The organism is Grimontia kaedaensis (assembly GCF_023746615.1).
In the GTDB taxonomy this organism is placed as follows: Bacteria; Pseudomonadota; Gammaproteobacteria; order Enterobacterales; family Vibrionaceae; genus Enterovibrio; species Enterovibrio kaedaensis.
This window is the reverse complement of the sequence record NZ_CP082275.1, coordinates 2,929,370-2,944,175: the sequence shown is the minus strand read 5'-3', so window position 1 is coordinate 2,944,175 and position 14,806 is coordinate 2,929,370. Positions and strand designations below refer to the sequence as shown.

The following is a 14,806-nucleotide window of genomic DNA, read 5'->3' as shown; positions in this document are numbered from 1 at the left end:
GTATGGATAATCCAATTAGTAAAATTCGTCTTTCCAATCCTGTTCATTTGCTGGCGACAGGTTTTGGCTCCGGTCTTTCCCCCATTGTACCCGGCACTATGGGAACGCTGGCAGCGGTACCTTTTTATTATCTATTAGTCAGCTTTTCTCCGATCGTGCTGGCTGTCGCCATTGTGTTGGGTTCATTGATTGGTGTTTATCTTTGTGGCCGAACGTCAGGTGACATGGGCGTTCATGATCATGGCAGCATTGTCTGGGACGAATTTGTTGGTTTTTGGATCACTATGTTCCTCGTCCCCGTGACTGACTGGCAGGTTGTTTTGGCCGGATTTATCATTTTCCGGTTTTTTGACATGGTAAAACCTTGGCCTATCAGTTGGCTCGATAAACAAGTCCATGGCGGATTTGGCATTATGCTTGATGATATTGTGGCGGGCTTGATGTCGATGGTGACACTTTGGATGGGTTACACGTATTTGCTCAGTTAATCTGTGGCTTTAAGGAATAGAAAACGGCGCTGAATGCGCCGTTTTTAGTATATCTTTTTACAGTTACTCACCCAGATAACGTCGGATCTGCGCTTCAATGCCTTTACCGTCGATCTCGAGTTCCTCATGCAGCTCTTGCTGGGTTCCTTGGTGGATGAATTTATCCGGCAGGCCAATTTGTAGTACTGGCGTAATTTGGCGGGACTTCATCAGATATTCGATGACGCCTGATCCAGCACCACCGGAAATGGCATTCTCTTCGACAGTGACCAGCACATCATGTGATGCAACAAGCTCGTCGATAAGGGCTTCATCCAATGGCTTCACGAAACGCATATCTGCAACGGTAGCATTCAGGTTTTCTGCTGCTTGCAGGGCGTAAGGCATCATGGTGCCGAAGTTCAGAATAGCAATCTTTTCACCTTGACGGCGAACCACACCTTTACCGATCGGCAATGCGCTCATGGCTTTTTCAACGGTCGCGCCGCAACCTGTGCCACGAGGATAACGAACAGCACTTGGGCCGTTATGGGTATGGCCCGTGTAAAGCATTTGACGACACTCGTTTTCGTCACTTGGTGCCATGATCACCATGTTTGGAATACAACGCATGAAGCTAAGATCAAACGCACCTTGGTGAGTTTGGCCGTCTGCGCCAACCAGGCCACCACGATCGATAGCGAACATGACAGGCAAATCCATGATTGCCACGTCGTGAATTAATTGGTCATAGCCGCGCTGTAGGAAGGTAGAGTAAATAGCAACCACAGGGTTGTAGCCACCAATCGCCATACCTGTACCAAGGGTAACCGCATGCTGCTCTGCGATCGCTACATCGAAATAACGGTCTGGGAATTCTTTAGAGAATTGCACCATGCCCGAGCCTTCGCGCATGGCGGGAGTGATTGCCAGAAGCTTTTCGTCTTCCGCCGCCATATCACACAGCCAGTCGCCAAAGATCTTGGAGAAGGTCGGGCCGGATGATTTGGCTTTCGGCAGGGTATTTTCTGCCGGGTTGAACTTAGGCACAGCGTGATAGCCAATCGGATCTTTCTCCGCAGGCTCGTAACCTTTGCCTTTTTTAGTCATTACATGCAGGAACTGCGGGCCTTTGAGGTTTCGCATATTCTTGATGGTTTTGACCAGCTCTTCCACATCGTGACCGTCAACTGGGCCTATGTAGTTGAAACCCAGCTCTTCAAACAGAGTGCCTGGCACAACCATGCCTTTCAGATGTTCTTCCGCGCGGCGAACCAGCTCTTTAATTGGTGGTGCACCGGACAGCACTTTCTTACCGCCTTCACGGATCGAGGTGTAGAAATTGCCCGAAAGCAGTTGCGCCAGGTGATTATTGAGCGCACCGACGTTTTCTGAAATCGACATTTCATTGTCGTTCAGAATCACCAGCATGTCTGCGTGAACGTCACCTGCATGGTTCATGGCTTCAAACGCCATACCTGCGGTGATTGCGCCGTCACCAATCACGGAGACTACTTTGCGATCACGACCTTCTTTGGCGGCGGCAATGGCCAGCCCCAAAGCAGCACTGATGGAGGTAGAGCTATGGCCGACAGAAAGCACGTCATACTCGCTTTCTTCACGCCATGGGAAAGGGTGTAAACCGTCTTTTTGGCGGATAGTCGTCAGGCGCTCACGGCGACCTGTCAGAATCTTGTGTGGGTATGCCTGATGACCAACATCCCAGATCAGGTGATCAAAAGGGGTATTGTAGACATAGTGAAGCGCCACGGTCAGCTCAACAGCACCGAGACCTGATGCAAAGTGGCCGCTTGAATGGCTCACGGAGTTGAGCAGATACGTTCTGAGCTCGTCGCACAACTTCGGCAGAACGTCACGTGGCAGCGTTCTGAGCTCGTCAGGTGTTTCTGCAAGCGCGAGCGTTGGGTATTTAGAAATATCGAGAGTCATATATTCGTTTTATGGCGCTATTTGTTTTAATTCTTGCGCTCGATGATATACCGGGCGAACAGTTCCAATTGCTCTGTATTGTAGGGGATCGCTTGCAGGGCTTGTAGTGCTTCTTTATAAAGAAGCTCAGCTTTCTGCTGTGCGCCCTCCAGTCCCAGCAAGGCCGGGTAGGTGCTTTTTTCCGCTTCGAGATCGGAACCTTGTGGTTTTCCAAGGGTTTCGGTGTCGCTGATGATGTCTAGAATGTCATCCTGCACCTGAAACGCAAGGCCAATGGCGTTGGAAAATGTGTCCAGTTGTGAAAGGTATGTTACACCTTTTTCGCCTGCCGCCAACGCACCCAAGCGGACCGCGCAACGGATAAGAGCACCTGTTTTATTGCGGTGAATCGTTTCGAGTACTTCGAGATCGACTTTCTTTCCTTCCGCTGCGAGATCCAGCGCCTGACCAAGACACATGCCTGCTGCACCGGATGCAGCTGCCAGTTCTTTGACCATCTGGATACGGTACGCGTCACCTTCTGACGAAAGATCACCTTCTGCGAGAATGGTAAAAGCCAATGTTTGCAGTGCGTCGCCCGCAAGAATGGCGCTGGCCTCATCAAAGGCGACGTGACAGGTTGGTTGACCTCGACGTAAAGCGTCATCATCCATTGCCGGTAAATCGTCGTGGATAAGGGAATAAGCGTGAATACACTCTATGGCGGCCGCGGGAGTATCCAGCGCTTCTTCAGAGACGCCAAACAGCTTACCTGTCACGTATGTCAGGTAAGGACGAACGCGTTTACCACCCAGCAAAGCGCCATGCTTCATCGCCTGAATCAAAGGCTGATCGTCATGCCCCAGGCTATCAAGCCAATGTGTAAGCTGCGCGTTGCTGCGATTTTGGTAATGAATGAGGGTGGACGTTAAAGCGGTATCACTCATCGCGCGTGTCTTCAAATTTTTCCAAAGGGGCGTTGTCGTCTTGCGCGAGCAGGATCTCGACACGTTGCTCTGCATCAGAGAGAGTTTTTTGTCCCTGACGGGCCAGAGAGATCCCGCGTTCAAATTGCTTCAATGCTGCATCCAGTGGCAAATCACCACTTTCAAGGCCATTAACAATCGTGTCCAACTCTTTGAGGGTTTCTTCAAAGGTCATGTTTTCAGGTTTCTTAGCAGCCATGATAAATCCAGATGTATCAGAATGGCGGAGAAGTTAACCCAGCGTCTGTTGGGGGTCAAACGCTTGAGTGAAAATCTGCGCTGCCGGGGAGATTTTATGGGGTTTAGCGCGAATACGGCCTGAATTTTGCGTGTGTTTTCATCAGCGGCAAAAATTTGTCTCTCAATTGTATGTCCGACTTCCTATATTCAGAAGTAGACATTGAGCTTAATCTTGAGAGTAAAATCTGCATCTTGAGATGAGATGGGTATAAAATTTAAGGTATGCGCTAAATCTATCGCTACATCTGCCGTTAACGGAAGGGCAGACAGCGAATTCAGTCATACTCAAGCGATTTAATAACCTGTAATTTCAGGTCGCTTGGGAATACGTCACAACTCTTTCTGGCTAGTAAAAATTAAGGGGATCGTTCCGTGGATCTGGCGACACTTCTAGGTATTTTGGGCGCCTTTGCCTTCATCGTTATGGCGATGTTGCTTGGTGGCACCATTAGTATGTTCGTAGACGTTCCTTCAACGTTAATCGTATTCGGTGGCAGTCTGTTTGTTGTGTTGATGAACTACACCATGGGTCAGTTTTTCGGGGCATTTAAAATCGCAGGCAAGGCTTTCATGTTCAAAGCCGATGATCCGGAAGACCTGATTGCCAAAATCGTAGAGATGGCGGATGCGGCTCGTAAAGGCGGCTTTCTGGCACTTGAAGAAATGGAAGTGACCAATTCCTTCATGAAAAAAGGCGTCGACATGCTGGTAGATGGCCATGATGCTGAAGTCGTAAAAATGACGCTCCAAAAAGACATTGTAATGACCGATGAACGACACGATAGTGGGGCACAGTTCTACAGTGCACTTGCTGACGTTGCCCCGGCCATGGGGATGATCGGTACACTGATCGGTCTGGTAGCCATGCTTTCAAACATGGATGACCCAAAGGCGATCGGTCCTGCGATGGCGGTAGCACTTTTGACAACACTCTACGGCGCGATGCTCGCCAACATGATCGCGATTCCTATTGCTGCAAAGCTTCGCCTGCGTAAAGACCAGGAGAAGATGAACCGCCGTCTTATCATGGATGGTTTATTGGCAATACAGGATGGTCAGAACCCGCGTGTTATTGACGGCTACCTGAAAAACTACCTCAACGAGAAGAAACGCACTGTTGACGTAGACGGATAAGGAGTCGGGTATGGATGATGAATGCAAATGTCCCCCCCCCGGGCTACCCGCTTGGATGGGGACCTTCGCTGACTTAATGTCACTGCTTATGTGTTTCTTCGTACTTCTGTTGTCCTTCTCGGAAATGGATGTACTGAAGTTCAAGCAGATCGCTGGCTCGATGAAATTCGCTTTCGGTGTACAAAACCTGCTTGAGGTAAAAGACATCCCGAAAGGTACCAGTGTGATTGCACAAGAGTTCCGTCCGGGCCGTCCAGAACCAACGCCAATTGAAGTTATCATGCAGCAAACCATCGATATGACGCAGCGCACGCTCGACTTTCAAGATGGAGAATCAGACCGTGCGGGTGGCTCCCAGCGTGATTCAGCGAAACTGGATGGAGGCTCTACGGCAAGCGAAGCCTCAATGCAGGAGCAGGAACAAGACACCGAACAGATGTCGAGTACTGCCCAAATGGTGGTTCAGGCCCTTGAGCGTGAAGTGGAAGAAGGCGCGGTTGAAGTGGAAAATCTTGGCCAGCAACTGATTATCCGCATTCGTGAAAACGGCGCGTTCCCGGCTGGCTCTGCTTTCCTACAGCCGAAGTTTCGTCCTTTGGTTCGCCAGATAGCCGATTTGGTGAAAGATGTCCCTGGTGTGATTCGTGTTTCCGGCCATACTGACAATTCGCCTCTGGATTCTGAGCTTTACCGTTCTAACTGGGATTTGTCAGCTCAGCGTGCGGTATCAGTCGCGCAGGAAATGGAAAAAGTCGACGGATTCGACCCAATGAGAATGCGGGTTGAAGGTTTGGCGGGTTCCTCACCGCGCGTGCCCAATGATACACCGGAAGGTCGTGCTCAAAACCGCCGTGTTGAGATTGCCATCATGCAAGGTAAACCGCGCGAATCGGACGAATTGTCGACGAGTGCACCGGTTGAGCCTATTCAGGAAAACTGATCGTTGGAAGTCTTTATAGAGGGCAGCATATTGACGCTGCCTTTTTTGTTTTTGTACTCACTTCAGTGTGGTTATTTCGAATACGTTATGCTTGAGGTATAATCCGCGCCTTTGTTAAAGCCGTAGCGAAACCTGTTATGAAATTTATCGTAAAAATTCACCCTGAGGTGATGGTCAAAAGTGAATCTGTACGGAAACGCTTCACGAAAATTCTGGAAACTAACATCCGAAATATTCTTAAGCGAAAGTCAGACGCTATGGCGGTGTTCAACCGTCGCGACCATATCGAGGTTTCGCTAAAAAACGATGCTGAGCGCGATATTGCACTCAGTGTGCTGACCAACACGCCGGGTATTCACCATGTGCTGGAAGTTGAGCAAACACCGTTTACTGATCTGCATAACATCTATGAAATTGTATCAGCAACGGTAGCACATCAGTTGGAAGGCAAGTCGTTCTGCGTGCGTGCCAAGCGTCGTGGCAATCATGACTTCACGTCTATCGATGTAGAGCGTTATGTGGGTGGTGGTTTGAACCAAGATGTTGAATCTGCCCGTGTTCAGCTGAAAAAACCTGACATGGTTGTGCATCTGGAAGTAGACAAAGAAAACGTCAATGTGGTTCGCGAGCGCTTTAAAGGACAGGGTGGCTTCCCACTGGGTACACAGGAAGATGTGTTAAGCCTGATATCTGGCGGTTTCGACTCCGGCGTTTCCAGCTATCTGCACATCAAGCGTGGTAGCAAAGTTCACTATTGCTTCTTTAATCTTGGTGGCGCAGCACACGAGATTGGCGTTCAACAGACCGCCCACTACTTGTGGGAGAAGTTTGGTTCTTCTGCCAAAGTGAAGTTCATTTCCATTGATTTTGAACCTGTCGTCGCGGAGATCCTTGAGAAAGTTGATGACGGCCAAATGGGTGTCGTGCTTAAGCGCATGTTTGTGCGAGCGGCTTCCATGGTAGCGGAAAAGTTTGGCATCCAGGCATTGGTGACCGGTGAAGCTTTAGGGCAAGTATCGAGCCAGACGCTGACCAACTTACGTATGATCGACAATGTGTCTGACACACTGGTCCTGCGTCCTTTGATCAACTGGGACAAAGAAGACATCATTAATCTGGCTCGCGAGATTGGTACTGAAGATTTCGCCAAGACCATGCCGGAGTACTGTGGTGTGATTTCACGCAATCCAACCATCAAGGCCGAGAGAGCTAAGCTGGAAGCGGAAGAAGCAAGCTTCGATTTTAGCATTTTGGATAAAGTGGTTTACGACGCGCGAATCATTGATATCCGTGATATCGGCAAGCTGAGTAAAGAAAAAGCGCCAGACGTTGAGCTTGTGGATGAAATTGCTAACGGCGCCGTGGTGCTGGATATCCGTAGCCCTGAAGAAGAAGATGAAAAGCCGTTGGAAATTGATGGCGCGGAAGTGGTTCACATTCCGTTCTTCAGACTGGCGACCAAGTTCGGTGATCTGGACCAGAGCAAAACGTATCTGCTCTACTGTGATCGTGGCGTGATGAGCCGACTGCAGGCCCTCTACCTGCAAGAAAATGGCTACGCGAACGTGAAGGTATACCGTCCGTAAGGCTGATCTGAGAAAGCGCAGCGACAAGACTTAGAAACAAAAAACCGACCTTTCGAGGTCGGTTTTTTTGTTTGGGGTATACCCAATGCAGGATTAAGCGAATTTCTTTTCGTAGTGGAGGTTGGGAATAATCACCATTGGCTCTACGACCTCGCGGGCTTTGTCTTTGCCTGCCAGTAAGTACACAATCTCAATAGCAAACTCCAACGCAGTACCCGGCCCTTGGCTGGTGAGCAGTTTGTGGTCGTGGTCAGTGAAAACTCGACGGCTGTTCTGCTTATCTGCCGGGATACGGTCGATAAATGCAGGGTGGCAGGTTTTATAGGCGTCAGGGAACAGCTGGTTCTTCTCAATGACCAAAGCAGGTGCTGCACAGATTGCTGCTACCCATTTCTGGTCACATTGCTGCTGCTTAATCATTTCAACAACCAATGCACTTTCACCTAGTGCTTTTGCGCCTTCAACACCGCCCGGCACAACAATGCAGTCAAATTCTTCATCCGCAACTTTGACCAGTGGAATGTCTGCTGTCAGTTTTACACCACGTGAGCAAGTCAAAGTGAGCTCACCATCTTCTGCAGCACTTGCAGTGGTGACGTTAAATCCAGCACGTACCATAACGTCAATCACAGTGACGGCTTCCATTTCTTCTGTGCCTTGGGTAAGGCACACCAATACGCTAGGCGTGGTCATAGGATTGCTCCAAATTCTTGATGGCTTGATACAGCGCCCGGTTTTCCGGTACCGCTATATCGTATGAATCTGCTCGGCTGATCAAGTAGCCAGTAATAAAGTCTATTTCGGAACGGCGTTTGAAATGTACGTCCCGGTTCATCGAAGAGTGGTTTTCTGCAGTGGCTTTCGCGACCTGTAACGCGTGTTGTAAGACGTCACCCGATGTCACGTTTAATCCTTCGGCTTGCATGACCAAAGTGATCTCTTCGCTTAACGTCTTGAGGCGCTCTCGCAAGCTATCAGAAAGCAACTCGCCATTCTGACACTGACGCAGTGCAGTCATAGGATTGATCATACAATTGACGGCCAGTTTCTGCCAAAGCGCTGCCTGAATATCCTTTTCCCATTGGGTGCTGGGTAGAGCATGGTTGAAAACCTCAGCAAGAAAGTCACACTGTTTTCCACTGACATTGGCACCACCCAGGCGTGTTTCTCCAAGGCCGGTATGTCGTAATATCGATGGAGAAAGTTTTAAAGCGCCATTGGAGGTAGTGGCAAGCACGAGCGGGTTTGTGTCCAGTGTTTGAAGAACAGCATCAGCCGTACCCATGCCGTTGTGCATCAATACTACCGGGGTATCTGGATGGAGATAAGGCTGTATAAGATGGATGGCATCCAGCACCTGGAAGGCTTTGACGCAAACCAGAACACAGTCACTTTCTTCAATTCGAATGGGTTGGTTGCAGGGAAAAACCAGTGGGCTCTGATGTTCGAATCCCAGTGTTATGTCAGACTCTTCTTTGCGGGTGACAAAATGAACCTGATGACCAGCTTCAAGAAGTTTTAATCCCCATAACGTGCCGACCGCACCGGCACCGACAAGCGTAAAACGCATGCTTCATCCTTATTGTTTAACTGTATGAAAGCATACCATTGTTGATAAAAGAGCCGAACGCTGAAAAGCAAAAAGGCAGCCATTGGCTGCCTTTTGAATTCGTATTACTTCTTTAAATTAGAAGTTGTACTGTACGCGGTAGATCATCAGATCTTGGTAATCTTCGCGTGCTAGTTTGTTCACTGTGTAGCGGTAAAGAACACCCGTTGACCAGTTTTGAGTGATGTTCCACATCGCGTTTACAGAACCGTTAAGACCCCAGTCGTCACCTTGAACAGCTGCGTATGCGTCTTGACGGCCAAACTCGTATTCACCCCAAGTAGAGAAAGTGAAGTTTTGGCTACCGATGTTGGTATTGTAGAAACCAACCCAACCGGCCATGCCACCGTTGGCACCACTGATGCCATTAGTGTTTATTTCATGCACACCGATGAATGGAGTAAATGCCCAACCATCGCCTTTCAGACCAGTGTAGCCTAGACCGATCACACGGTTTTGCTCGTGGAAGCCTGCATCTGAGTCAGTGTTGTACACTTGTGCATAAAGGCTTACACCAGAGTCAGTCAGGTTGTAGTGGATAGTACCTTTAGTTGATGCGCCACGGTCACCGGTACCACGATCAACACCTTCGTAGTCGTAGAAGCCGTAGATTTGACCCCAAGTGAAACCTGCACCGCCTTCAATACCAATCACTGCTTGGTTACGATCAGAAATGTCACCGCCAAAGTTGTCGTTATCGTTACCAAAACCTTGGTTCCATACTTGGTAGTCTGCGTACATGCCACCAAAGCCGTATAGGTATTCCGCTTGAGCTGGAACAGCCGCAGCTGCTGCCAGAACGCTAAGTGCTACTACTGATTTACGCATCTTTTGTTCTCTTTACACCGTCAGAAAATATATGGCAAAGACACCTATTGGTTGGACCTCCGCCGTAACGGGCGCCATTCTATGGGAAAGCTCAAAAAAGAAAATGCAATGAAATCGCAATCGTTTGCTAAATGTGATTAAGATCCCGTTGAAATGGATTACATTTGAGATTGGTGTTTCAAAAGATGACCGGATGAGCGGTTTAAACAGAAGTGAAGAGGATAATCCGCGACATTTGTCGCGGATTAAACGCAGATTAAGCGGTTTTCTGCATGTCTTGTAGTTTCTTAAAGTGTTGTCTGAGTCCCACAATCATCGCAAGACTTGGGATAACCATGATAGTGGTGAGAATGAAGAAGAAGGACCAAGGATCAAGCCAGCTAATGTTGTGAATCCATTCAAACTGCTCAATCCAATCGACAAGCGAACCACTGAATGATGAGAGGGTTGTCCTGCCCAGGTTTCCTAGGGAAGCCAGCAAAGCATACTGCGTTGCAGAGAAGGCCCGCCCTGTCAGGAATGTTAGGAAAGACACAAACGCAATCGTTGCGAACGCGCTGGTAAAGTTATCTACGATGATGGTCGCGAGGAAGAGGTTTTCATTCGCTCCTACGTGCGCCATCAGGGCAAACATCAGATTACTGGCGGCCATAGCAATACCACCAATCAAAAGCCCTTTCACAACCCCGAAACGCACATTAATAGCACTACCAATCAAGGTAAATACGACTGTGGCTCCCCACCCAATCAGTTTAGAGTAATGGCCAATTTGTTCATTGCTGAAACCGACTTCTTTATAAAACACAATCGACATGCGACCTAGAAAGGCTTCACCGATCTTGAACAAGAAGACAAAGAGGAGGAGAGTGAGTGCGACTTTAACGCCATTGCGTCGGAAGAATTCTGCAAATGGCTCAACGATGGTTACGGAAAACCATACCAGGATGCTGCTCTCGCCTTGGTTCAAACGTTTGGCGTAACGGGATTCAGCTTCGGCTTGCAATTTATCACGTTGAGAGTCTGGCTCACCAACGAGCAGGGTGAAAAAGATGAGAAGCCCAATGAAGGCTGCCATGCCATAGTAAACGCCATTCCAGCCAATCGAATCGGCATTGATGAAAGCGAAATAGCCAGGGAGGCTGTAGCCTGTCCACCAACCAATGACTGCCATTGCCGCCGCCTGAGGCATTTTGGACTTTTCATGCTCACCAAAGCTGTCAATACGAAATGCATCGACAGCGATATCCTGAGTGGCAGAAGCCAGCGCAATTGTGAAGGCGAGTACTGAGGTCAACCAAAGGTTGAAAGATGGGTCAGTGGTGGCGATAAAAAGTGTACAGATCAGCATGATGACCTGCATCAGAAGAATCCAGCTTCGGCGTTGACCTAAAGTGCGGTGAAGTAAAGGAAGTTTCACTCGGTCAATTAGTGGCGCCCACATCCAGTTGATTGCATAAACCGCGAAAATAGAACCGAATAAGCCGATGGCTGTTCTGGTAAGGCCTGCATCCTTGAGCCAGCCAGACATGTTTGAGCCAATAAGAAGCCAAGGAAAGCCACTTGCGCAGCCCAACATGAAAACCCAAAGAAGCCTGCGGTCAAGGTAGCTGTTTAGCGTTTCTCGCCAGGTTGGGTGAGAAGATGGGGACATGGATGTACGTCCTTGTAATGTGCATAGGGTAGGTCCATGCTACCGTGCTTCAAGGACGAATGCCACGCGCAAATCGGGGCAATTTTCCCTTATTGATCAGATAACAAGCGCATTCTTTGAGACGTTGGTTCACAAATCTGTTGCCACGTAATTCATCTTCTCGGCGGGATTCGATCAGATAGAGTAAATACCAGTAAACGGACTCATAATCGTCTTCCGGTGGACCACCGGATATAGATAGTTGCCACCATTCCAAAAACTGGTTGCGGCAGGATACTTTAAGATCTTCATAACGAGATTGCTGCAGAATGTAGCGAATGACGTCTGTAGCAAACGCCGGAGCATGTTGTCGAACATGTTCTCCGGCGAGCTCATCATTTTTTTGTTCGGGATTGTCTGCAACGAGTTTTAGCATTCCCTTTCAACCTGTTACTAATTGGTAATGAGAATCTTCTCGATAAGTATAGGTTGTTGAGGAACATCACGCATGCGAGTTTCAGGGATTGTGACGGTTTTAACCTTTGCCATCTTCTCAACAGTATTAAAGCCTTCAATGACTTTACCGAAAACGGTGTAACCATATTTATAGCTGTTTCCGTCTAAATTACTGTTGTTTTGAAGGTTAATGTAGAACTGACGGGTTGCTGAATCCGGAGCCTGGCGTCTTGCCATCGCAATCGTTCCGCGTTCGTTACCCAGTCCATTCTTAGATTCGTTCACCACTTCGCCATAAGTGTTTGGACGTGGTTTAAACGAAGCATCATAGCCACCGCCCTGAGCAACAAAACCAGGAATGACACGGTGGAACTGGGTGCCTACATAGCTTCCATCCTCAACGTACTTGAGGAAGTTCTCAACGCTTTTGGGGGCTTTTTCCGGGTAAAGCTCAAGTTTGAAGTCACCCACGCTGGTTTCAACGCTGACAACGGGATTCGCTGCCATCGCGTTGGCTGCAAACAGTGTTGCAGCGACTAATGCTGTTTTAAATACGGCTTTCATTAGAAGTTCTCATTCATGAATGTCATCAGCTGCTGGTCACGAGCAATGTCCTGAAGTACGGCTTCTAGTAGGCTATTCAGTGCCATTTCCATGTCTTCAACCGACGCGCTGGTGGAACCTTCTGTGGTCGACTTACCCGTATAGCGTTTTACGAACTTATTCTGGCCATTATCGGCAACCAATTGAATTTGAACATTGGTGTTCATCGTGTGAGAGAAAACGCTGTGTTCTACTTTCACCAAAGCATCAAGCAGGTCCATGCGCAGCTTGCCTTTACTGTCTGCAACGACTTTGTAGCCCTGGGAATTCAGCTGGCGGATAAGGGCATCTTCCAATACGACGCGAACGTTAGAAGTCGCTTGGATTGGTTGAACGTTCTTACGGCCATTGTCAACAACAGCAACAAATTGTGCGGTGCGCAGGTCGCGGCTTTCCACCGTAACAGGTTTACTTTGCGCAACTGGCACGGATGAGATGGCTGGTTGAGGAGCAATCGTCATCTGAGGTTCGCGGGGTGACGAGCAAGCACTCAGGCCCAGTATCAGTCCGGAAACAAGCAGAAGTTTTTTCATGAGTTAACGAATCCCTTTAGAGTCAGGCTGTTTATAAGCTTCGACAATAACAAACTTACGGTTAGAAGCAATGACTTGCGCATTGCCAAAAAGACGTTTCAATTTAGCATGATAGCCGAGGTGACGGTTACCAATCACTACAATACGTCCCTTGGGTTCAAGAACCTGTCTGGCGTCACAAAACATTTGCCAGGCAATGTGGTCTGTCACGGTATTCAGTTGATGGAATGGCGGGTTGCAAAGCACCATATCGGCACTGTTTGAAGGGAAACCTTCCAGACAGTTATTTACCCGACATTCTATACGTTCTGCTGTAATACCATGATTAAGCAGGTTTGCGGATGCTGAAGCCACCGCCATGTGACTTTCGTCCACAGCTGTCACTTTTGCGTGAGGGTTACGACGCGCAGCCTCAACAGAAAGGACTCCATTTCCACAACCCAAATCGATGATGTGCTTAATGCTTTCATCACTTGGTATGTGCTCGAGCATCAAATAGGCAGCAATATCCAGACTTTCTGAAGAAAACACATTGGCATGGTTTTGCAGTGTCATTTTGTAATCGGCAACGTCAAAAGACGTCGTTTCAGCAGGCGCCGACTCAAGCTGCTTTTCTTTATGACAGAAAATCAATCGGGCTTTTTTCTTTGCCAGTGAGGTATGGGTACTACCAAGGTGTTTTTCAAACAGCTTGAGTGTTGATGTGTGAATGTCTTTGGCTTTTGCACCTGCTAATACTTGAACGTTCATCCGCGCAGAATGTGAAATCTGCTGGAGTTGCCAAACCAGAAAACGGATATATTTTGGCAGCTTAATTACGATGATATCGGTATCCGTCGGCAGGGGCGCCAACGATGAAATGATATCGATGCCTTCAAGGTTATTATTCTTGATGTTCTGCTCGACGCTTAACTGGGCTAAATGGGAGTCGCTCACCATGGTGACACGATATCCTTTCTGAATTGCCCAGCAGCTCAATACCCCGAAACCATCATTGAAAATCAAGATGTGTGCGTTGTCTGGTAACACACTGTTCTCAAGTTCCTCGATCAGGTATTCATCTGCTGCATCCCATGCCTGCAGGGTTTCATTCTTCTGAATAGGATAACGGTGGAGTGCAAACGTCTTTCCAGCAATGTCTAACGTGGTTTTCATGGCGTGTATCAGCTAGAGATAATCGAGTATATTGTCGCAGATAATATAACGAAACGGCTTGGGATGGAGAGAGAATAGGTCTAGACCCAAGCAATTTTGGGTTGTTGTATATACCCAAACAGCCTGAATGCGAGCATCTTCAGGTCGTTTGGGTATACATACCCGTAAATTTTTAACTTTTGAAGACAAAAAGTTCGTAGACACGACCTATTTTGAAATTTGCGTCTAAAGTCAGAGGGAAGAATGAAAGTTCAGCAAAAAATCGAGCACAAGCTCAACACCGCATTTTCACCGGTGCATTTGGATGTAAAAAACGAAAGTTACATGCACAACGTCCCTGAAGGTTCAGAAAGTCACTTTAAAGTGACGGTGGTCAGTGAACAGTTTGAAGGGCAACGCCTTATCGCTAGGCACCGTGCGGTAAACCAGACCCTGAGTGAAGAATTGCAAAATGATATTCATGCACTTGCAATTCATACTTATACTGAAGAAGAGTGGCGCGAATTAAATGGTCAAGCACCCGTCTCTCCGCCATGTCACGGTGGTTAGGTTTTAGACGCAGAATAGACCAACAAGTAAGGGCTGTTTCAAACAGCCCTTTTAGTGCGGCGATGAAAACCACTACTGGATTCCAAGTGTCAAGGTCAGGATAGAAATCGTCCCGAAACATGAGCAAATGTTAAAAAACATGGGTGTATTAACCTGTTCAG

At 48.1% G+C, this 14,806-nt stretch carries 16 protein-coding genes; 5 read left to right on the top strand and 11 right to left on the bottom strand.

Going from position 1 to position 14,806, the window contains the following annotated elements:
• Positions 1–2: 2 nt before the first annotated feature.
• Positions 3–488, top strand: a complete 486-nt coding sequence (pgpA, locus tag K6Q96_RS13385; protein ID WP_251876390.1) for a phosphatidylglycerophosphatase A — start codon at positions 3–5, stop codon at positions 486–488.
• Positions 489–551: 63 nt separating this feature from the next.
• Here the strand turns inward: pgpA and dxs are convergent, their stop codons facing one another.
• The 3 genes from dxs to xseB are packed head-to-tail and all read right to left on the bottom strand — an operon-like array spanning position 552 to position 3,581.
• Positions 552–2,417, bottom strand: coding sequence for a 1-deoxy-D-xylulose-5-phosphate synthase (dxs, locus tag K6Q96_RS13380; RefSeq protein WP_251876388.1), 1,866 nt, complete (start codon positions 2,415–2,417; stop codon positions 552–554).
• A gap of 26 nt (positions 2,418–2,443) precedes the next feature.
• Positions 2,444–3,343 carry a (2E,6E)-farnesyl diphosphate synthase gene (ispA, locus tag K6Q96_RS13375; protein WP_251876386.1) on the bottom strand — a complete coding sequence of 300 codons (900 nt, stop codon included), beginning with the start codon at positions 3,341–3,343 and terminating at the stop codon, positions 2,444–2,446.
• A complete protein-coding gene (gene xseB / locus K6Q96_RS13370; protein ID WP_251876384.1) occupies positions 3,336–3,581 on the bottom strand; it encodes an exodeoxyribonuclease VII small subunit in 246 nt (81 codons plus the stop codon). The genes ispA and xseB overlap by 8 nt, the downstream gene beginning before the upstream one ends.
• Before the next feature lie 413 nt (positions 3,582–3,994).
• On the opposite strand from xseB, the gene pomA reads away from it, so the two are divergent.
• The 3 genes from pomA to thiI all read left to right on the top strand — a co-directional run bounded on the left by pomA (position 3,995) and on the right by thiI (position 7,282).
• Entirely contained in the window at positions 3,995–4,756 is a 762-nt protein-coding gene (gene pomA / locus K6Q96_RS13365; RefSeq protein ID WP_002537012.1) for a flagellar motor protein PomA, read from the top strand.
• 10 nt (positions 4,757–4,766) lie between these two features.
• Positions 4,767–5,696 carry a flagellar motor protein MotB gene (locus K6Q96_RS13360; protein ID WP_062660612.1) on the top strand — a complete coding sequence of 310 codons (930 nt, stop codon included), beginning with the start codon at positions 4,767–4,769 and terminating at the stop codon, positions 5,694–5,696.
• A 137-nt stretch (positions 5,697–5,833) separates the two neighbouring features.
• A complete protein-coding gene (thiI, locus tag K6Q96_RS13355) occupies positions 5,834–7,282 on the top strand; it encodes a tRNA uracil 4-sulfurtransferase ThiI (RefSeq protein WP_251876382.1) in 1,449 nt (482 codons plus the stop codon).
• A 93-nt stretch (positions 7,283–7,375) separates the two neighbouring features.
• Here thiI and K6Q96_RS13350 read toward each other — a convergent pair whose 3' ends face one another.
• The 8 genes from K6Q96_RS13350 to K6Q96_RS13315 form a co-directional block, all read right to left on the bottom strand.
• Positions 7,376–7,975, bottom strand: a complete 600-nt coding sequence (locus tag K6Q96_RS13350; RefSeq protein WP_251876379.1) for a DJ-1 family glyoxalase III — start codon at positions 7,973–7,975, stop codon at positions 7,376–7,378.
• Positions 7,962–8,852: a 2-dehydropantoate 2-reductase gene (locus K6Q96_RS13345; RefSeq protein ID WP_251876377.1), complete on the bottom strand. Its 891-nt coding sequence runs from the start codon at positions 8,850–8,852 to the stop codon at positions 7,962–7,964. The genes K6Q96_RS13350 and K6Q96_RS13345 overlap by 14 nt, the downstream gene beginning before the upstream one ends.
• A gap of 117 nt (positions 8,853–8,969) precedes the next feature.
• Entirely contained in the window at positions 8,970–9,719 is a 750-nt protein-coding gene (locus K6Q96_RS13340; protein ID WP_251876375.1) for an outer membrane protein OmpK, read from the bottom strand.
• Between the two features lie 256 nt (positions 9,720–9,975).
• Positions 9,976–11,370 (bottom strand): AmpG family muropeptide MFS transporter, encoded by a 1,395-nt coding sequence (locus K6Q96_RS13335; protein WP_251876373.1) that lies wholly within the window; start codon positions 11,368–11,370, stop codon positions 9,976–9,978.
• A gap of 49 nt (positions 11,371–11,419) precedes the next feature.
• The gene (locus tag K6Q96_RS13330) at positions 11,420–11,785 is read right to left on the bottom strand and encodes a hypothetical protein (RefSeq protein ID WP_251876371.1); all 366 of its coding nucleotides are present in this window, start codon (positions 11,783–11,785) and stop codon (positions 11,420–11,422) included.
• Positions 11,786–11,802: 17 nt separating this feature from the next.
• Positions 11,803–12,369 (bottom strand): peptidylprolyl isomerase, encoded by a 567-nt coding sequence (locus K6Q96_RS13325; protein WP_251876369.1) that lies wholly within the window; start codon positions 12,367–12,369, stop codon positions 11,803–11,805.
• The gene (locus K6Q96_RS13320) at positions 12,369–12,941 is read right to left on the bottom strand and encodes a YajG family lipoprotein (protein ID WP_251876367.1); all 573 of its coding nucleotides are present in this window, start codon (positions 12,939–12,941) and stop codon (positions 12,369–12,371) included. Before K6Q96_RS13320 ends, K6Q96_RS13325 begins: the two co-directional genes overlap by 1 nt.
• A 3-nt stretch (positions 12,942–12,944) precedes the next feature.
• Positions 12,945–14,096 carry a methyltransferase gene (locus K6Q96_RS13315; RefSeq protein ID WP_251876365.1) on the bottom strand — a complete coding sequence of 384 codons (1,152 nt, stop codon included), beginning with the start codon at positions 14,094–14,096 and terminating at the stop codon, positions 12,945–12,947.
• A 243-nt stretch (positions 14,097–14,339) separates the two neighbouring features.
• Here K6Q96_RS13315 and bolA point away from each other — a divergent pair, with 243 nt between their 5' ends.
• Positions 14,340–14,645: a transcriptional regulator BolA gene (gene bolA, locus K6Q96_RS13310; protein ID WP_251876363.1), complete on the top strand. Its 306-nt coding sequence runs from the start codon at positions 14,340–14,342 to the stop codon at positions 14,643–14,645.
• Positions 14,646–14,806: the final 161 nt, after the last annotated feature.